This is a genomic window from Marinobacterium sp. BA1 (genome assembly GCF_041155135.1).
Taxonomy (GTDB): domain Bacteria; phylum Pseudomonadota; class Gammaproteobacteria; order Pseudomonadales; family Balneatricaceae; genus Marinobacterium; species Marinobacterium iners.
The window spans coordinates 2054420-2071852 of record NZ_BAAFHC010000001.1; the positions used below are offsets into that span (position 1 = coordinate 2054420).

The following is a 17433-nucleotide window of genomic DNA, read 5'->3' on the forward strand; positions in this document are numbered from 1 at the left end:
GCTTAACCCTCCTTCTTTGCCTTGGCTGCCAGACCTTCGAGCAGATAACGCTGCCACGCGGAATGCTGATTCACGTACAGGCCTTCCTGAGTAAACTCGGTACCGGTCAGCACCGGGCTGATGCCCAGTGCCTCGGTATTAACCGTGGGCTCTGCTGTCCAGTTTTCACAACCGCGCGAGATGTCATTCCAGCGCTCTGCACGCCCTTCAAAGCCGATCTGGGCTTCACGAAACTCGACCAGATCGTCCGGCGTCCCCATACCCGAGACATTAAAGAAGTCCTCGAACTGGCGGATACGGTTCTCACGGTCAGCATCCGATTCACCCTTCACGCCCAGGCAGAAACTGTGTACTTCCGTTTTGTTCCAGGCCACAGGGCGAATAACACGCAGCTGAGAGCTGATCTGATCCATGAAGAAGAGGCTGGGATAGATGTTCAGGTTGCGCAGGCGATGCATCATCCACTCGGCACGTGCCTGACCATACTCTTCAACCAGTCGCGGCATCACCGAGGCATAGCCCGGTCGCACGTCAGGGTTGGGCATATCACTGAACAGGATGGTGTGGCCATTCTTGAATGCAAACCAGCCATCATCGGTTTCCTTGTCACCGGCACCCAGCTTGCTGTAATCCAGGGTTTTGCGGGCTTCATTGGACTTGGCGGCTTCCTGCTGCTGACGTTGTTGAACGGTAGCAACATAATTGAAGTGCACGGTACTGACATGGTAACCGTCCAAACCGTTTTCGTTCTGCAGCTTCCAGTTGCCGTCATAGGTGTAGGACGAAGCACCCGGCAGTACTTCAAGTTCGCCTGTGGGAGACTGGGCAGCCATCATGTCGAATCCGATCTTTGCATCACCCAAAAATTCTTCCAGCGACTGGGCCGACTCGGTATTCAGGTTGATAAAGACAAAGCCCTTGTAATTGCTGACCAGTGCCTTACGCAGGCCGCGAGTAGACTTGTCAAAGTCCGCTGGGTACTCGTCAGGCGCCTTGACCTTGACCAGCTTGCCATCTGTTTTGTAACACCAGGCATGGAATGGGCAGGTAAACGTGGACTGATTGCCCTTGCACACACGCGTAAGGGTTGCACCACGGTGCTGACAGGCGTTGAGCAGCGCATGAATTTCACCCTTGGCATCACGGGTGATGATCATCGGTTGACGGCCAGCCTTCATGGTGAAAAAGTCGTTGGGGTTGGCAACCTGGCTTTCGTGGCAGGCAAAAATCCAGGTGTTCTCAAAGATCAATTCCATCTCGAGATCGAACAGTTCTCGATCAGTGAAGATCTCACGAGCCACTCGGTAGGTCTTGTCATCAGGACGGTAGTCAAGCGCGGACTCAATCCTGTCGCGCCAGCTCTCAAGGGTCTGTTTGTTATTATTCATACTCAGGTCTCCTTTGGTGGCGAGCCAGTAACCACACCCGCCGTTTCTTTCGTCCTGTACATAAGACCAGAGCCGCGCACTGTGGAGCTATCCGCATTTTCGAGAAGATCTATCCTCTTTTCCCCTCCCTCGCCTGGTTGAATCCATTGCTGAAGCGCTAGCCGGCCAAACCTTGACCCCTTTGCACGCCGGGTGCTAGATTAAAAAGTGGTTCAAGCAATAACCCAACAGACCTGCATATTTATAATAATTAAAACTGGTTGTTCGATGCTGAATAAAAACTATGATTTGGGAAGTACCGGTCCCACAAAGATTATTGCGGATATTCGTGATGCGGGTGATGCCATATCCTGGATGTCCAATATATGTGGCCCACATGAGCTGAAAGTCCACAATGCAAATAAAATGCATTTCAGGCATATTGGTAATGTATTAAACTCGACGACAACGGCTATTGGTCATATTGAATACGGCACAGACGTTACCGTTAAAGTTGAAGATCTCAACAACAGTTATAGCATCAGCCTTCCGGTCAGCGGATTCCAGGAATTGGATACGGGTGATAATACGGTTCAGTCCAACGTAACCAGCGGTGTCATCATCTCCCCGGCCAATGCCTGCGAGCTGCGAATCAGTGGCAACTGCCGCAAAACTCTGGTACGAATTTCCCGCCAGGCCATGGAGCTCGGCCTGGAATCCCTGATTGGGGAAAGTATCAGCAAGCCCTTGATCTTTGAGTCAAAAATGGATGCGAACATCGGTGCATCCAGTGCCTGGTGGCGTACCATTCACTATATTGAAAGCGAGCTGTCCAACCCTGATAGCCTGTATAACAGCCCTGCCTTTATTCGTGACATCGAGCAGGCCCTGATCAAAGGCATTCTGACCTCACAACCACACAACTATTCAGATGAAATCAAGCGTGCGGTTCACAGCAAACTTCCCTCTTACCTGATTAAAACCATTGACTACCTTAAGTTGAATGCTCGCAACGAAATACATATTGATGATATTGAGTGGATATCAGGGGTTTCACGAAACAAGTTATATTCTGATTTCAAACGCTATATCGGTGTTCCACCCACTGCCTATTTAAAACGCATCCGAATGGAAGGTGTTCGTACCGATATTATTAGATGCACAGGTGAAGAGAGTATTTCCACTCTGGCATTCAGTTGGGGCTTCAATCATTTGGGACGCTTTTCAACTGAATACAGAAAAATGTTCGGTGAAACGCCATCCGAAACTCAGGCCAAGGCCAGGTTCAACCTCTGAACAGAGGCAACCCGGCCCGGTCCGCCTATCCCAATACGGTATCCAACACCAGCATGGCAGCGAAACCGCCCATCAGGCCAAGCGTGGCCGGTGTCTGATGGCCGTTGCGGTGAGTTTCGGGAATGACCTCATGTGATACCACAAAAATCATGGCCCCTGCAGCAAGCCCCAGCCCAACCGGATAGGCCAGTGGCAAACCTCCCGCTATACCGATACCCAGGAACGCTCCCAGCAGCTCCATTAAGCCTGTACCCGAGGCGACAATTGCAGCCATCACGGGACTCAACATGGCCGCTCTGAGCGCCAAGGCAACCGCCAACCCTTCGGGAACATTCTGGAACAGAATAGCCATTGTCAGTGGCATACCCACACTCAAGTCGTTGTCGGCAAAACTGACCCCGATCGCCATCCCTTCGGGCAGGTTATGCAGTGCAATGGCCAGAAAGAACAGCCAGACTCGGCCTATTCGCTCGCACCCCGGACCACAGGGCCCCTCGTTCTCGTGTTCATGCGGCGTGAACTTGTCCAACCCCAGCATCAGCAGCACACCCAACCCCATGCCGGTAATCACTACTGCAGCCGCAATATACTCCACACTGACCAAGCGCTCAGCAGCCTCAATACCCGGCAGAATCAGCGAAAATGCACTGGCCGCCAGCATCATACCCGCGGCGAACCCCAGCATGGTATCCTGCGTTCTGGCCTTTATATCCCGCAGCAGCAACGCAAGGCTTGCCCCCACAGCAGTCGAGACAAAGCCCCCCAGCCCACCCAGCATGGCATTACCAAAACGCTCTCCGCCGCCATTTTGAATTTCAACAAGGCTGTTCTGTAACAGCAGCAAGAGTACAGCCACCACCGCAACCGCCATCCCGATGGCTGCCGTGCGGTGCTGGCGTATCTCTCGCCACAATACATCCTTGAACGAATAGTCGGGCGCCTGAACCTGATCCATGACAACAGCTCCAATCATGTGGATATGTCACTTTATCTTAGCGCCACGCAACACACAGCGTCTAATCACCACTGACTATGTAGTTGATCGCTGAAAGCAATAGTTGAACGAAACCGCTTCGCAGTAGCTCCCTACTGACCGCCCCCGCAGGGTGATCGTCACCAGGTGCTATCCCGTTGCTCCGGCACACAATTTTCAGCGACGTTAGGGCTGATCATAGTGACCACCAATAGCGAAGATATAAATGGACTTTTCGTCAAACCGATATATCAAACGATCTTTTTGTGATATCCGTTTGGACCAGAGGCCAGAGAGGTTGTGCTTAAGTGGTTCAGGCTTCCCCAATCCTGAAGCAGGATCGTTTGAACGCAGCATTTCCTTAAGTAATTTACACAAAGCCTTGTGCAATTGTTTGTCCTTCTCGCGCATAGTTTCATACGCTTCCCAGGTGTTGCCTTCAAATACCAGTGATCTCATTCATTTGCTCTTCAGTCGGTATATAGCCTTTGTCGCGGTTGTGGGTTTCCAGAGAGTGGGCAATCTGTTGCATGAGGCTCTGGTTTTGGAGAACATGAAGCGTTTCTTGTTCTCTCTCCCAGTCATCGGCGCTCATTACAACGAAAGCCTCTCCGGCTCGTCGAGTTACCTTGAGCGGCTCATGCCTGCTAACCACTTGTTCTACAAAGCCTTTCAGGTTGTCTCTAAATTTGTTTACACTGATCGTGTCCATAACGGCACCTTCATGTACGGAGTTTCCGTACCAGTATATGTCAAGCGCCCTAACAAGGCCAAGGCAGCAGAACGTGTGCTTCCCCAATAAAAAAGAACCCCGCCAGTGGCGGGGTAAAAGCTACAGTCAACGAGAGTTAAAACGATGTTGCATTGGCTGGAGCGCTAACGCCCCAGCTTCTTGGCCGACTGGCCACCGATACCGAAATGCTGTTTCGGCATCTCGGTAATGATGACCCGGACATTGGCCTCGGGGGAGTCGAGTGAGCGAGCAATCGCGCTGGTCACTTCAGCGATCAGCTGCTCTTTCTGCTCATCCGAGCGCCCTTCCATGATGTGGATTTGTGCTACCGGCATGGCGGCCTCCTCAGACGAACTTGCCGCTCAAAGTACCCAGACCCTGATAGCGTACGGTGAAGGCATCACCCTTGTTCACCTGCACCGCTGCTGTGATCGCACCGATCATGATAAAGCTGCCGGCGGGCAGGCTTTCACCACGATCCGCCATCATATTGGCGAGCATGGCAACGGATGCAGCCGGATGACCCAGAACCGCAGCACCGGCACCGGTCTGCACCACTTCACCGTTGATCTCCATGACCACACCGATGTTCTTCAGATCCACGTCAGCGATGTCGGCCATGCGACCGCCGGTGACGAAGCGGCTGGAAGAGGAGTTGTCGGCAATTACGCTCTTGAGGTCAAACTTGAAGTCCTTGTAGCGTGAGTCAATCACTTCAACGGCCGGCATGACGAAATCGGTGGCGCGCAGCACATCACCGATGTGGACGCCCGGGCCTTTCAGTTCATGTTTCAGTACAAACGCCAGCTCAGCCTCGATCTTCGGATGGATCAGCTCATCGTGCTTAATCTCGCCACCCTCAGGTACGCTGAAGTAGTCGGCCAGGAAGCCGTAGCAGGGCTGCTCGACACCCATCTGCGCCATCTTGGCCCAAGAGGTCAGGCCCATCTTCATGCCAACGATCTTGTGGCCACGCTCTTCCTTGCGGCGACGAATTTCCCACTGGATGTCGAAGGCATCCTTGTAGGTCATTTCAGGATAGTCGTCCGTGATCTTGGTGATCTCATAGGCTTCCAGCTCGGCGTTTTCACAGTGAATCGCCAGCTCTTCAATCTGTGCCGGTGTCAGTTTGTTCTCGTATACTTCAGCCATTAGATCAACCCCTTTTCTTTCGCCATGGTCAGTGCCAGGTCTTCAATCATGTCTTCCTGTCCGCCTACGGTGCCGCGACGGCCCAACTCGACCAGTATGTCGCGCGCCGAGATGCCGTACTTCTTCTCCGCACGTTCCGCAAACAGCAGGAACGAGGAGTACACACCGGCATAGCCCAGCGTCAGGGCGTTGCGATCGACACGGATCGGCTGGTCCATGATCGGTACGATCAGGTCTTCAGCTACGTCCATGATCTTGTACAGGTCAACGCCGGTCTCGACGCCCATGCGGTCCAGTACGGCGCAGAACACTTCCAGCGGGGTGTTGCCGGCACCGGCACCCAGACCCGCTACGGAGCCGTCGATGCGCGAGGCACCGGCTTCGATCGCGGCCAGGGAGTTTGCGATCGCCATGCCCATGTTGTGGTGACCGTGGAAGCCTACCTCCACTTCTTTCGGCAGTTCGGCACGCAGCAGGCCGATACGGGCGGTGACGTCATCCGGCAGCATGTAGCCGGCGGAGTCGGTGGCGTAGATGCAGTTGGCGCCGTAGCTGACCATCAGTTTGGCCTGTTCCAGGATCTTCTCCGGGCTGACCATGTGCGCCATCATCAGGAAGCCAACGGTGTCCATTTCCATTTTGGCGGCCATGCCGATGTGCTGTTCGGATACGTCCGCTTCGGTGCAGTGGGTGGCCACACGGATGGTGGAGACGCCGCAGTCCCGGGCCATTTTCAGGTGGTCAACGGTACCGATCCCCGGCAGCAGCAGCGCGGAGATTTTGGCGTTTTTCATCTTGGGCACGACGGCGCTGAGGTATTCCTCGTCGCTGTGGGCCGGGAAGCCGTAGTTCAGTGAGCGACCGCCGAGGCCATCACCGTGGGTGACTTCGATCAGCGGCATGCCCGCTTCGTCCATCGCCGAGGCGATGCTGACCATTTCGTCCAGGCTGATTTGGTGGCGCTTGGCATGCATGCCATCGCGCAGGCTCATGTCGTGCAGGGTTACTTTTTTGCCGTTCAGGTTCATGTTCTGTTCTCCCCTTAGCCGCGTGCCGGCAGTGTGATGGTGCCGTTGGCCGCTTCTTCAGCAAACATCTCGGCGGTGCGCAGACCAGCAGCCGTCATGATGTCCAGGTTGCCGGCGTACTTGGGCAGGAAGTCGCCCAGCCCTTCCACCTGCATGAAGCAGGAGACCTTGTTGCCATCAAACACGGGGCCGTTGACCAGGGTGTAACCCGGTACGTACTTCTGTACTTCTTTCACCATGGCGTGGACGGACTCGGTGATGGCGGCCTGATCCGGCTCGCTCTCGGTGAGGCAGTGGATGGTGTCACGCATCATCAGCGGTGGCTCGGCCGGGTTGATGATGATGATCGCCTTGCCCTCTTTGGCACCGCCGACCTTTTCAACGGCACCGGCCGTGGTGCGGGTGAACTCGTCGATGTTCTGACGGGTGCCCGGGCCTACGGAACGGGAGGAGACGGTGGCGATGATCTCGCCGTAGGCCACCGGCTGTACGCGGCTGACGGCAGCGACCATCGGGATGGTGGCCTGGCCACCGCAGGTGACCATGTTGACGTTCATCTCCAGGTTCTTGGCATGGTCGGTCAGATTGACCGGCGGGATGCAGAACGGGCCGATGGCGGCGGGGGTCAGGTCAACCATGATCACGCCCAGTTCGTTCAGCTTGCGGCTGTTCTCCGCATGAACGTAGGCGGAGGTGGCGTCGAAGGCGACACGGATATCGTCTTCAATGATGTGCGGCAGGATACCGTCCACGCCGGTGGCGCAGGTTTTGATGCCCATTTCAGCAGCGCGCTTGAGGCCTTCAGACTCAGGGTCGATGCCCACCATCCAAACCGGCTCGATCCACTCGGAACGCTGCATTTTCATCAGCAGGTCGGTGCCGATGTTACCGGGGCCAATGATGACCGCTTTGAGTTTTTTGCTCATGTTTTTATTCCTGTAATCAACGGGACCGATCAGATGAAACGGACAGACGCACTGCCAATGCCACCGATGCTGACACTCATGAAATCACCGGCCTTAACCGGCTCAAGCGGAACCAGGGAGCCGGACAGGATCACTTCACCGGCCTTCAATGGAATGCCGAACTGACCCAGTGTATTGGCCAGCCAGGTCACGCAGTTCACCGGGCTACCCAGTGCTGCGGCACCGGCGCCAGTGCTGATGATGGAACCGTTTTTCTCAACCACCATGCCGCAGGTGGCCAGATCGACCTTGCGCGGATCAACCGCACGATCGCCCAGTACAAACAGACCACAGGAGGCGTTGTCCGCCACGGTATCCTGAATCTTGATATCCCAGTTCTCGACACGGGAGTCCACCACCTCAAAGCAGGGAATAACGCAGTCGGTGGCCGCCAGAACATCGGCGTTTGTGATGCCGGGGCCCATCAGATCCTTTTTCAGGATAAAGGCGATCTCACCTTCGGCCTTGGGCTGCATCAAGCGCTCGGAGATCGGCATTTCTTCACCCTGGCTGAAGGCCATGGCATCTGTCAGATAGCCAAAATCCGGCTGGCCCACCTTGAGCATGTTCTGCACCGCCTTGGAGGTCAGACCGATTTTCTTGCCGATCACACGCTCGCCGGCTTCGATGCGACGTTCCAGCATGCGCAGGGAAATGTGGTAGGCGTCATCAATGGTGATATCGCTGAAGCGTTCAGTCAGCGGGCGTACCGGCTTGCGGTCGACCATTGCCTGGTAAAGCTCGTCGCCGCAGGCTTGAATCTTTTGCTTATCCATTGTCTATCCCTTACAGCTTGATGCAGATGTTTTTGGTTTCGGTATAGAACTCCAACCCGTGTACGCCGCCTTCACGGCCAATACCGGACTGCTTGGCGCCACCGAAGGAGGTGCGCAGGTCTCGCAGGAACCAGGAGTTAACCCAGGCCAGACCCACTTCCATCTGCTCGGCTACACGTACGGCACGGGCAGAGTTTTCAGTCCAAATGGCGCATGCCAGTCCGTACTCGGTATCGTTGGCCAGCTCGATCGCTTCCTCTTCTGTATCGAAGGGACGGATATGGCAGCAAGGGCCAAAGATCTCTTCACGCACCACTCGGGCATCATCAGACAGGCCGGTCCAGATGGTCGGCTCGATCCATGCTCCACCGTTCAGCTCTTCACCCATGTCCGGGATGCCACCGCCAATTTCGACCGTTGCACCCTCTTCACGAGCCAAATCGTAGTAATACTTGACCTTGTCACGGTGCTCCAGACTGACCAGCGGGCCAAAGTTGGCAGCAGGATCTTCCGGACGGCCCAGCTTCAGCTTGGCCACTTCTTCCTTCATGCGCGACAGGAACTTGTCGAAAATGGAGCGCTCAACGTAGACACGTTCGGTACCCAGACACACCTGACCGCAGTTGACGAAAGCCGAGCGCATGGTGCCCTCAACCGCCTTCTCAATATCGCAGTCTGCAAACACCAGGCCGGGGTTCTTGCCGCCACATTCCATGGAAATGTTGCGCAGGCCAACGGAAGCGGCACGCATGATCGCCTCGCCGGTACGGGTTTCACCGGTGAAGGTGATCGCATTAACCAACGGATGTGTGGTCAGGAATTCACCGGCCGAGTTGGGGCCGAAACCGTGCACCACGTTGAATACACCCGGCGGTACGCCGCACTCATTCATCACTTCACCCAGCAGGGTGGTAGTGGCCGGCGTTTCTTCAGACGGCTTGACCACAACAGTGTTACCACAGGCCAGTGCCGGACCAACCTTGAAGGTCATCAACAGCAGCGGCAGGTTCCATGGCGAGATAACCGCGATGACGCCCTTGGGTGTACGATGACCCACGTTCAGCGCGCCCTGCCCATCTGGCGTATCCATGCGGAACGCTTCAGTCGGATGGTTGGCGAGGGTTTCGGAGAACGCCTTGAAATTGGCGGCACCACGAGGAATATCGATATGACTGGCAATATGGCGCGGCTTGCCGGTATCCAGACATTCGGCTGCCAAAAACTCTTCAAAGCGCTCGTTGATGCGATCGGCAACCTTGTTCAACAGCGCAGTGCGCTGTGCTTGAGTCAGCTTGCTCCAGGGACCTTTCAGTGCGGCCTTGGCGGCACGTACCGCAGCATCGACTTCAGCTTCACCCGCTTCATGGACCATACCGATCAGGCTGTTGTCCACCGGGCAACGGTTCTCGAAGGTCTTGCCGCTGGCTGAGGCGACATACTCACCGTTGATAAAGTGTTTGAACTCTTTCATGGCTCACCTTGTTTGTTACGACCGGGTTGATCAGGTCGCGGACTTTTATGGTCGGATTACACAGTCACCGCCTGTACTGAAGACGGTGCATTAGAGTGAAATCCAGTATAGCGTTGCAAAAACGGGATAAAACACCCAAAACCGAGCACTTGTGATCCCGCACATGGGATCAGATCGCTGCTCAGCGCTGACTTACCGCTTCTTCCAGTCGTGCCTGTCGCGCCCTTAACACTCCCTGCAGGACATATACCGCCGATCCAAGCACCACCCCCCAGAACGCTGAACCAATTCCGAATATACTGACACCCGACGCAGTCGCCATGAAAGTGATGAGTGAGGCATCCAGATGCGTCTTGTCTTCCAGCGCGGCAGTCAAACTGTTGCTGATGGCGCCCAGCAGTGCAAGGCCGGCAATGATTGCGATCATTTCGCCGGGGAAGCTGGTAAAGAACAGCACGATGCTGCCGGCCAGAATGCCGCCGATGAGGTAGAACACGCCGTTGGCGACACCGGCCCAATAGCGTTTGTCCGGATTTTCATGCGCATCGGGGCTAGTACAGATCGAGGCGGTGATGGCGGCAATCACCGTGGTGATGCCACCAAAGAACGCGGTCGGTATCGACACCAGTGACAGCATCGACACGATGGGTCTGGACGCGAAGCTATAACCCGATGCCTTGAGGATGGTAAAGCCCGGCAAAAACTGACCCGTCAGGCTGACAATGACCAGCGGCAACGCCAACCCCAGAGTGGAACTCCAGCTCCATGCAGGCATAATCAACATCGGGCTGGCCAGTCGCCATTCCAGCTGGCTCAGATTGGCATCCAGTGCGGTGACGGACAACACTACACCCAGTACTACCATCAGTACCAGAAAATAGGCGCGGCTTAGGAACTTGAACAGCACAAAGCCGAAGATCATCACACTGGTCACCAATGGCACGGAATCCAGCGCTCTAAAAGCCCCCAAACCAAAGTCGAACAGGATACCCGCCATCATGGCGGCAGCAACCCCTTTCGGGATTATCTGTACCACCTTGTCGAACAGCCCGGTAATGCCGATCAGAAAGATGATCACGGCAGCGGTGATATAGGCCGCGACCGCTTCGTTGATAGACAACTCTGGAAAGAGCGTCACCAACAGTACCGTGCCCGGAGCCGACCAGGCGGTGATCACCGGGATTTTAAACCACAAGCTGAGTGCAATCCCGGTGACGGCCGCGCCGATGGAGATGGCCCAAACCCAGGAGGTCATCATCTCTACCGAAATGCCGGCATTTTGTGCCGCCTGAAAAAAGATCGCCAGTGGCCCTGAGTAGGACACCAGCACGGCCATCAGGCCCGCAATAATGGTCGAGATGGAAAGGTCCTTCAGCATCACTCATCCCCCCTCTCGATGACGGCGACCGCTTTCACCTCCAGAAAATAGCCCGGCGCACCGCACAGGGAGGCTGCGCCGATCGCGGTCCAGGCCGGATAGCAGCCTTTCATGTAGCGGTTGCGCACTTCCATATACAACGGCAGGTCACGCATGTCGGTATGGTAACTGGTGATTTCCACAACGTCCTCGAAACGGGCGCCCGCCGTTTCAAGTATCCGCTGCATGTTTTCGAACACCTGCACAAACTGTGCTTCCTTGTCAGCGACCAGTTCACGCTGATCATTGCGGCCGATCTGACCGGCGATATAGAGCGTGTCATTGACCAGCACCGCCGGGGCGTAGCCGATCTCGTCACGGATGAATTCCATTCCTTCAGGCACGATTATTGTTTTTGTTGCCATCATGTTTCTCCTCAGCATAAAACGGAAAAGCAGGGCCGTAGCCCTGCTTGGTTTGGATAAAAAGGTCAGCCCTGATCGCCACCACCCACCGGCAATATGGTACCGGTGATATAGGAGGCCTCGTCCGAGGCCAGAAAGAGTATGGCATTGGCCTGCTCTTCCGGGACGCTGTAGCGTTTCATGAAGGTCGAGTCGATGGTCTGGTCGACAATCGTCTGGTACCAGTCCTTCTCCTGCTGATTCATGGTGTCATTATTGCGCGGAATGCGTCGCTCACCCACATCGGTTCCACCCGGCGCCACCGCATTGACCCGGATACCGTGCCTGGCATTCTCAAACGCCATGCAAACGGTCATCGCATTCACACCGCCCTTGGCCGCAGCGTAGGGCACACGGTTAAGGCCTCGGGTTGCGATGGAGGACACGTTGACGATCACGCCACCCTGCTGTTTCTGCATCTGTGCCAGCACGGCGTGACAGCACCAGAGGGTCGGGAACAGAGAACGGCGAATCTCGGCTTCGATCTGCTCTTCTTCGTAGGCTTCATAGGGTTTGGCCCAGATGGTACCACCCACGTTGTTGACCAGAATATCGATGCGACCGAAATGGCTCACAGCCGCATCCACCGCCTTGCAGGCCCCTGCATACTGCTCCAGATCCGCATTGATGATCTGGGCATCAACGGCACCGGCGGCCAGCGCTTCTTCGGCCACTTCTTTAACAATCTCGGAGCGGTCTACCAGCAGCAGGCTGGCTTTTTCGGCGGCCATCTGCAGGGCAACGGCACGACCAATTCCCTGGGCCGCGCCGGTGACAACAACCACCTTGTTTTCGAAACGTTCAGCTCTCATGGAATCGTCCTTACTTGCTGGCTGCAAACTTTTCATAATGGAAGCTGGCCGGCTGAATGCCCTTTTCCTGCATATGGCTGTTCACCGCTTCTACCATCGGCGGCGGACCACAGAGGTATATATCCACATCGCCGTCATGCAGATGACCGGGTTCCATGTGGTTGGTGACATAACCTTTCTGCGGCCAGCTGCTCTCTTCAGAGGCGACGCAGGCACTGAAGGTGAAATTGTCGATGGCCGCTGCAAAGGCTTCCAGCTTGTCCATTTCCACCAGATCGGTGTCGTGGGTGACGCCGTAGATCAGATGAATCGGGTACGAGCTACCGACCTGCTGAATCTTCTCCAGCATTGCCAGGAAGGGTGCCAGACCGGTACCGCCAGCCAACATCAACACCGGACGCTTGATATCGCGCAGGTAAAAACTACCGAAAGGACCGCGCAGAGTGATGCTGTCGCCGACACTGGCTTTTTCGGCCATATAGGTGCTCATCAAACCTTCAGGTACAACACGGATGAGGAAAGAGACCGATTCGTCAGACTGGTTAACCATGGAACTGAAGGAGTAGGCACGGGACTGATCGGTCCCCGGCACCTGTACGTTGACGTACTGCCCCGGCAGGAAGTGCATGGCACGCACCTGATCACCGGCGACGGTGAATGACAGGGTGGAATCAGACAGACGGTTGATATCGGTGAGTTTGGCATGCACATCCGCCTGCTGACTGCGCACACAAACTTCAGACGAGGCCGGCACGGTAACCACACAATCCGATTCCGGAATCATGCAACAGGTCAGCACGTACTGTTGCTCCGCTTCCTGATCGGACAGCGCATCCTCGATATAGCCATCCATCTCATAGCTGCCCGATTCGCAGTGACATTTGCAGGTACCACAGGCACCGTCACGGCAATCGAGCGGGATATTGAGCCCGGAACGATAAGCGGCATCGGCCACCGTTTCCATCGGCAAGGTCGTAATGAAGCGGGTTACACCGTCTTCAAAGTTGAGCGCTACTTTATACATTGTGTGCTACCTCGGTCCCCTTCAGGGGTGTCGATAACACCCCGAGGGACACTTGTTATGTTGGGCCGGGATCAGAGGTGATAGATATCCACAACGTGGTGGATATAGTCGTTCTTCAGCACGACCTTCTTGCGTTTGATTTTCAGCTTGCCGTCTTCGTCACGGATCAGAGTGACAAACGCGGTACCGAAATAGGTATCCACGGCGTTGTAGCGCACGCTGTTGGTCATCCAGCTGTAGCGCACTTCGGCGTCATTATCCGATGCGGCGGACACTTCCAGATTGCTCAGCATGTGCTGGGTGCGTGGCTCCGGCAGCGAACTGGCACTGGAGCGGTCAGTACGAATGCGGAAAACACGGTCTTCCAGACCATCACGACGGGCATAGTAGATCAGAGAGATTTCGGACTGCGGGTCTTCGGTCAATTCACCGTCCACATCCCAGCTCGGCACCCAGAACTCGGCACCCTTGTCGTAGTGCTCCAGCCAGTTGTCATAGTCCTTGTCATCCAGCGCACGCTGTTCAGAGTGCAGGAAATCACGAATTTCGTCGTAGCTGATAGTCATGGCTTACTCCCCCTTTTCCTTGCGTGCCGCTTCGGCCAGCACTTTCTGCCAGTAGTGATGCTGAACGATGTAGAGACCTTCGTCCTCGACCTTCTCGCCGCTCATCACCGGATGCACATCGATCTTCTTCGCACCTTCATCCTGACCGTCGATCCAATGCTCGGCACCACGGCACATGTCGTTCCAGGGCAGGTTCATGCCCTTGAAGCCTTCCTGACAGGCGCGGAACTCTTCCAAATCGTCCGGAGTTGCCATGCCTGAGGCGTTGAAGAAGTCTTCGTACTGACGGATACGATGCGCACGCGCTTCGGCACTCTCGCCCTTGGGTGCGATGCAATAGATGGTGACTTCGGTCTTGTCGACGGAGATCGGACGGAAGTGACGGATCTGCGAGCTAAACTGGTCCATCAGGAATACGTTCGGGTACAGGCAGAGGTTGCGCAGGTTGCCGATCATCCAGTCAGCACGATCAGCGCCGAACTTCTCTACCAACTCGTCACGACGCTCATACAGCGGACGGTCCTGCGGGTTGGGCCAGTTCATCCACAGCAGAATGTGGCCATGTTCAAAGGCGTAGAACCCGCCCTTTTGCTTGTTCCAGGTGGAGGCATCCATCGCCTTGACGTCATCAGCGGACATGCCGGCCTTGCGGCGCGCCGTGGTGGCAACGTAGTTCCAGTGCGTAGCGGAGACGTGGTAACCGTCAGCACCGTTCTCAGCCTGCAGCTTCCAGTTACCGTCGTAGATATAGGTGGAAGAGCCACGCACCACTTCCAGGCCTTCCGGTGACTGATCAACGATCATATCGACGATCTTGGCAGCCTCGCCCAAGTGCTCGGTCAGTGGCTTGACATCATCGTTCAATGAGCCGAACAGAAAGCCACGGTAGTTCTCCATGCGGACCTTTTTCAGGTCATGTGAGCCTTCGCAGTTGAATGAATCCGGGTAACCCGCATCATTGGGGTCCTTGACCTTGACCAGCTTGCCGGAATTATTGAAACTCCAGCCATGGAACGGGCAGGTGAAGACAGCCTTGTTGTCCTTTTTCTTGCGGCAGAGCACAGCGCCACGGTGACTGCAGGCGTTGATGAAGCAGTTCAGCTCGCCATCCTTGTTGCGGGTAATGACGATGGGCTGACGACCGATGTAACCGGTAAAGTAGTCATTCGGGTTGGCGACCTGGCTTTCGTGCGCCAGATAGATCCAGTTGCCTTCGAAGATGTGTTTCATCTCCAGCTCGAACAGCTCGGGATCGGTGAACATGTCGCGACGACCACGATACAGGCCTTTTTCTTTATCGACCTCCATCATGCCGCCCACTTTTGCTATCAGATTGTCTTGCATGGCGATGCCCTCCTTATTGTTTGTCTCAGATTAGAGGGCGGTGCCAGTGGTCACTATCCAGCCAGTGCCATTCTTTATCCCATATTTGCAGAGGGTGTATACATGAATCCGGGGGATCGCGGATATCGGCTCGTATCGGCTCGAACAGGAGCAAACCCGTGTTGATATGCACAAAGACTGACCGCTAAGCGCCAGGCCAGTGCGCAGCCACCCGTGCTCAATGACGAAAGGGCTGCCGTGTTGCCAAATGAAAAATGAGCAGGCTAGACAACGCTGCCACGCCAGTGGCCATTTTCATTTTCCTGCCGCGTGATCGTACGAATTTTTTCGATCACCTTGCTCATCGCATTGGTCACAGGCTTGTCTCTGCACGAAACAAGGAAAACATCCCGATAGAGTCGAGGCTCGACAATATCAATGGCATTCACCTCATCATTTTTTTCGAGGTGAAAAAAGGACGATGACGGGGTAATCAACATGCCATGTCCTTCTGTAACATGCCTTAATGTAGTCATTAACTGACCATGCGGCTGGCGCTTGTTTAAGTAAAAACCAGTCTCTTTTTCGTACTGGCCAATGAGATAGCCAAGCGAGTCTGTACGATTTGTAACCATGACCTCGTAGTGTCTCAAGTCTGAAAACCGTATAGCGCCTTTTCTAACAAATAAATCATCAAATTCAAAAAACCGGTTCTTCCCAATCAATAAATATATTTTTTCTCGAAAGAAAAGCTCATAGTTAATATTTTTACAATCACTTTCATCATAGGAAGAAACAGCAAGGTCAATATCACCGCACTTCATCATTTTAATTAGATCGGATGAATACCCCGTATAAATGCTTAATTCAATATTCGGAAATTCTCTTTCAAGGCATGTCATTAATGGCACAGCTAGAATATTGCAAATGGGCTGGGTAAAACCGATCGAAACCTTGCCGGAAGGTGAGGATATCGATTGATGTAACTCAGCCTGTGCTTGCTCCAACTGGCGAATGACTGAGCGCGCATGAGCCAAGAAAATCTCTCCGCTCTCAGTTAGATAAACCCCACGCACATCACGACTGAACAAGGTCGCCTTGAGTTCATGCTCCAGTACCGAGATCTGCTGGCTAATACTGGGCTGCGAGATCTCAAGCTCCCGAGCTGCAGCTGCAATGCTGCCAAGCTCAGCTGATTTCACGAAATATATCAATTGCTTGGTATTCATAAGCTTTATACCTATAGGAGTTGCCTATACCTGCTATACCGGATTGTTTGTTTCGTCATCGAATCAGTTTTTCTATGCTGGCACAGGTATCAACGCTACAGGAAAAACCACATGAAAAAACAGAGTTATTATTTCGACCGACCTCTTAAATACAGTGCCGAGGAGTGGAAGGCGAGGCAGGATCTGGCCTGCATGTATCGGATTTTTGATCATTTCAACTGGGATGAGTCAATTTATAATCATATCTCATTACGTGTACCCGGTGAACCTGAACACTTTCTGATCAATCCATTTGGTTTGCATTACAGTGAAGTAAAAGCATCCAACCTCGTCAAGATTGATATCGATGGTAACATCGTGGGTGATTCTGACTGGCCAATCAATCCTGCCGGCTTTACCTTCCACAGTGCCATACATAAACATGTGCCCGATGGGCATTGCATCATGCATGTACATACAACACCGACCCTGGCTGTATGCTGCCTGGAAGAAGGTCTTTCATTCACAAATTTCTACTCAGCACAGCTGCATAACCAAGTCGCGTATCATGACTTTGAAGGCATTACGGTCCGCATGGATGAAGGCGATCGAATTGTAGCCAGCAGTGAGGGCAAAAAAATCCTGATGTTGAGAAATCATGGCCCTGTTATCATCGGGGCTGATCTACCACAGGCATTTTCACTGATGTGGCTTCTGAACCGAGCATGTGAAGTTCAGTTGGCTTCAATGTCCATGGGTAAAACACTGAAAATTCCTGATAACATTCTTGAGCGTTGCGCACGCGATACGCCTCTTTTCAATCCAAAATATGGTTCTGGTCGAGATGCAGTTGCCGCTTTTGAACGTTTGATGGATAAAAAAGATCCATCCTACAAGTATTAATCCATAAGAAAGGCC

19 protein-coding genes are annotated in these 17433 nt (G+C 54.3%); 2 read left to right on the forward strand and 17 right to left on the reverse strand.

Annotation, left to right across the window (positions count from 1 at the left end):
- Window positions 1-2: 2 nt before the first annotated feature.
- The gene (antA, locus tag ACAM29_RS09950) at window positions 3-1388 is read right to left on the reverse strand and encodes an anthranilate 1,2-dioxygenase large subunit (RefSeq protein WP_206840184.1); all 1386 of its coding nucleotides are present in this window, start codon (window positions 1386-1388) and stop codon (window positions 3-5) included.
- 267 nt (window positions 1389-1655) lie between these two features.
- On the opposite strand from antA, the gene ACAM29_RS09955 reads away from it, so the two are divergent.
- Window positions 1656-2663, forward strand: a complete 1008-nt coding sequence (locus ACAM29_RS09955; protein WP_369624020.1) for an AraC family transcriptional regulator — start codon at window positions 1656-1658, stop codon at window positions 2661-2663.
- A gap of 25 nt (window positions 2664-2688) precedes the next feature.
- Here ACAM29_RS09955 and ACAM29_RS09960 read toward each other — a convergent pair whose 3' ends face one another.
- The 16 genes from ACAM29_RS09960 to ACAM29_RS10035 all read right to left on the reverse strand — a co-directional run bounded on the left by ACAM29_RS09960 (window position 2689) and on the right by ACAM29_RS10035 (window position 16536).
- A complete protein-coding gene (locus ACAM29_RS09960; RefSeq protein ID WP_206841947.1) occupies window positions 2689-3618 on the reverse strand; it encodes a ZIP family metal transporter in 930 nt (309 codons plus the stop codon).
- A gap of 204 nt (window positions 3619-3822) precedes the next feature.
- Window positions 3823-4095 (reverse strand): Txe/YoeB family addiction module toxin, encoded by a 273-nt coding sequence (locus tag ACAM29_RS09965; protein ID WP_354407549.1) that lies wholly within the window; start codon window positions 4093-4095, stop codon window positions 3823-3825.
- Window positions 4076-4348 (reverse strand): type II toxin-antitoxin system Phd/YefM family antitoxin, encoded by a 273-nt coding sequence (locus ACAM29_RS09970; RefSeq protein ID WP_354407546.1) that lies wholly within the window; start codon window positions 4346-4348, stop codon window positions 4076-4078. Before ACAM29_RS09970 ends, ACAM29_RS09965 begins: the two co-directional genes overlap by 20 nt.
- A 164-nt stretch (window positions 4349-4512) precedes the next feature.
- Complete coding sequence (locus ACAM29_RS09975) at window positions 4513-4704, reverse strand: 4-oxalocrotonate tautomerase (protein WP_091825178.1); 192 nt, start codon at window positions 4702-4704, stop codon at window positions 4513-4515.
- 10 nt (window positions 4705-4714) lie between these two features.
- Window positions 4715-5521 carry a 2-oxo-3-hexenedioate decarboxylase gene (gene dmpH, locus ACAM29_RS09980; RefSeq protein WP_091825175.1) on the reverse strand — a complete coding sequence of 269 codons (807 nt, stop codon included), beginning with the start codon at window positions 5519-5521 and terminating at the stop codon, window positions 4715-4717.
- On the reverse strand, window positions 5521-6549 hold the full coding sequence (gene dmpG, locus ACAM29_RS09985; protein WP_206840176.1) for a 4-hydroxy-2-oxovalerate aldolase: 1029 nt from the start codon (window positions 6547-6549) through the stop codon (window positions 5521-5523). The genes dmpH and dmpG overlap by 1 nt, the downstream gene beginning before the upstream one ends.
- Before the next feature lie 14 nt (window positions 6550-6563).
- Entirely contained in the window at window positions 6564-7475 is a 912-nt protein-coding gene (locus tag ACAM29_RS09990) for an acetaldehyde dehydrogenase (acetylating) (RefSeq protein ID WP_369624021.1), read from the reverse strand.
- A 29-nt stretch (window positions 7476-7504) separates the two neighbouring features.
- A complete protein-coding gene (gene dmpE / locus ACAM29_RS09995) occupies window positions 7505-8290 on the reverse strand; it encodes a 2-oxopent-4-enoate hydratase (RefSeq protein WP_369624022.1) in 786 nt (261 codons plus the stop codon).
- A gap of 10 nt (window positions 8291-8300) precedes the next feature.
- A complete protein-coding gene (locus tag ACAM29_RS10000) occupies window positions 8301-9761 on the reverse strand; it encodes a 2-hydroxymuconic semialdehyde dehydrogenase (RefSeq protein ID WP_369624023.1) in 1461 nt (486 codons plus the stop codon).
- 181 nt (window positions 9762-9942) lie between these two features.
- Window positions 9943-11139, reverse strand: coding sequence for a benzoate/H(+) symporter BenE family transporter (locus tag ACAM29_RS10005; RefSeq protein WP_369624024.1), 1197 nt, complete (start codon window positions 11137-11139; stop codon window positions 9943-9945).
- The gene (locus ACAM29_RS10010) at window positions 11139-11543 is read right to left on the reverse strand and encodes a RidA family protein (protein ID WP_369624025.1); all 405 of its coding nucleotides are present in this window, start codon (window positions 11541-11543) and stop codon (window positions 11139-11141) included. The genes ACAM29_RS10005 and ACAM29_RS10010 overlap by 1 nt, the downstream gene beginning before the upstream one ends.
- A 65-nt stretch (window positions 11544-11608) precedes the next feature.
- On the reverse strand, window positions 11609-12394 hold the full coding sequence (locus ACAM29_RS10015; RefSeq protein ID WP_091828228.1) for a 1,6-dihydroxycyclohexa-2,4-diene-1-carboxylate dehydrogenase: 786 nt from the start codon (window positions 12392-12394) through the stop codon (window positions 11609-11611).
- 10 nt (window positions 12395-12404) lie between these two features.
- A complete protein-coding gene (benC, locus tag ACAM29_RS10020; protein ID WP_091828227.1) occupies window positions 12405-13418 on the reverse strand; it encodes a benzoate 1,2-dioxygenase electron transfer component BenC in 1014 nt (337 codons plus the stop codon).
- Window positions 13419-13489: 71 nt separating this feature from the next.
- Window positions 13490-13984: an aromatic-ring-hydroxylating dioxygenase subunit beta gene (locus ACAM29_RS10025; protein ID WP_091828226.1), complete on the reverse strand. Its 495-nt coding sequence runs from the start codon at window positions 13982-13984 to the stop codon at window positions 13490-13492.
- A gap of 3 nt (window positions 13985-13987) precedes the next feature.
- Window positions 13988-15328 carry a benzoate 1,2-dioxygenase large subunit gene (benA, locus tag ACAM29_RS10030; protein ID WP_206840091.1) on the reverse strand — a complete coding sequence of 447 codons (1341 nt, stop codon included), beginning with the start codon at window positions 15326-15328 and terminating at the stop codon, window positions 13988-13990.
- Between the two features lie 263 nt (window positions 15329-15591).
- Window positions 15592-16536, reverse strand: a complete 945-nt coding sequence (locus ACAM29_RS10035; protein WP_369624026.1) for a LysR family transcriptional regulator — start codon at window positions 16534-16536, stop codon at window positions 15592-15594.
- 111 nt (window positions 16537-16647) lie between these two features.
- On the opposite strand from ACAM29_RS10035, the gene ACAM29_RS10040 reads away from it, so the two are divergent.
- The gene (locus ACAM29_RS10040; protein ID WP_091828017.1) at window positions 16648-17418 is read left to right on the forward strand and encodes a class II aldolase/adducin family protein; all 771 of its coding nucleotides are present in this window, start codon (window positions 16648-16650) and stop codon (window positions 17416-17418) included.
- The last annotated feature ends 15 nt before the right edge of the window (window positions 17419-17433 follow it).

Excerpts from the sequence above, each read along its gene's own strand:
- antA (WP_206840184.1), bottom strand. The coding sequence starts at position 1,388 with ATGAATAATAACAAACAGACCCTTGAGAGCTGGCGCGACAGGATTGAG.
- ACAM29_RS09955 (WP_369624020.1), top strand. The coding sequence starts at position 1,656 with ATGCTGAATAAAAACTATGATTTGGGAAGTACCGGTCCCACAAAGATT.
- ACAM29_RS09960 (WP_206841947.1), bottom strand. The coding sequence starts at position 3,618 with ATGGATCAGGTTCAGGCGCCCGACTATTCGTTCAAGGATGTATTGTGG.
- ACAM29_RS09965 (WP_354407549.1), bottom strand. The coding sequence starts at position 4,095 with ATGAGATCACTGGTATTTGAAGGCAACACCTGGGAAGCGTATGAAACT.
- ACAM29_RS09970 (WP_354407546.1), bottom strand. The coding sequence starts at position 4,348 with ATGGACACGATCAGTGTAAACAAATTTAGAGACAACCTGAAAGGCTTT.
- ACAM29_RS09975 (WP_091825178.1), bottom strand. The coding sequence starts at position 4,704 with ATGCCGGTAGCACAAATCCACATCATGGAAGGGCGCTCGGATGAGCAG.
- dmpH (WP_091825175.1), bottom strand. The coding sequence starts at position 5,521 with ATGGCTGAAGTATACGAGAACAAACTGACACCGGCACAGATTGAAGAG.
- dmpG (WP_206840176.1), bottom strand. The coding sequence starts at position 6,549 with ATGAACCTGAACGGCAAAAAAGTAACCCTGCACGACATGAGCCTGCGC.
- ACAM29_RS09990 (WP_369624021.1), bottom strand. The coding sequence starts at position 7,475 with ATGAGCAAAAAACTCAAAGCGGTCATCATTGGCCCCGGTAACATCGGC.
- dmpE (WP_369624022.1), bottom strand. The coding sequence starts at position 8,290 with ATGGATAAGCAAAAGATTCAAGCCTGCGGCGACGAGCTTTACCAGGCA.
- ACAM29_RS10000 (WP_369624023.1), bottom strand. The coding sequence starts at position 9,761 with ATGAAAGAGTTCAAACACTTTATCAACGGTGAGTATGTCGCCTCAGCC.
- ACAM29_RS10005 (WP_369624024.1), bottom strand. The coding sequence starts at position 11,139 with ATGCTGAAGGACCTTTCCATCTCGACCATTATTGCGGGCCTGATGGCC.
- ACAM29_RS10010 (WP_369624025.1), bottom strand. The coding sequence starts at position 11,543 with ATGGCAACAAAAACAATAATCGTGCCTGAAGGAATGGAATTCATCCGT.
- ACAM29_RS10015 (WP_091828228.1), bottom strand. The coding sequence starts at position 12,394 with ATGAGAGCTGAACGTTTCGAAAACAAGGTGGTTGTTGTCACCGGCGCG.
- benC (WP_091828227.1), bottom strand. The coding sequence starts at position 13,418 with ATGTATAAAGTAGCGCTCAACTTTGAAGACGGTGTAACCCGCTTCATT.
- ACAM29_RS10025 (WP_091828226.1), bottom strand. The coding sequence starts at position 13,984 with ATGACTATCAGCTACGACGAAATTCGTGATTTCCTGCACTCTGAACAG.
- benA (WP_206840091.1), bottom strand. The coding sequence starts at position 15,328 with ATGCAAGACAATCTGATAGCAAAAGTGGGCGGCATGATGGAGGTCGAT.
- ACAM29_RS10035 (WP_369624026.1), bottom strand. The coding sequence starts at position 16,536 with ATGAATACCAAGCAATTGATATATTTCGTGAAATCAGCTGAGCTTGGC.
- ACAM29_RS10040 (WP_091828017.1), top strand. The coding sequence starts at position 16,648 with ATGAAAAAACAGAGTTATTATTTCGACCGACCTCTTAAATACAGTGCC.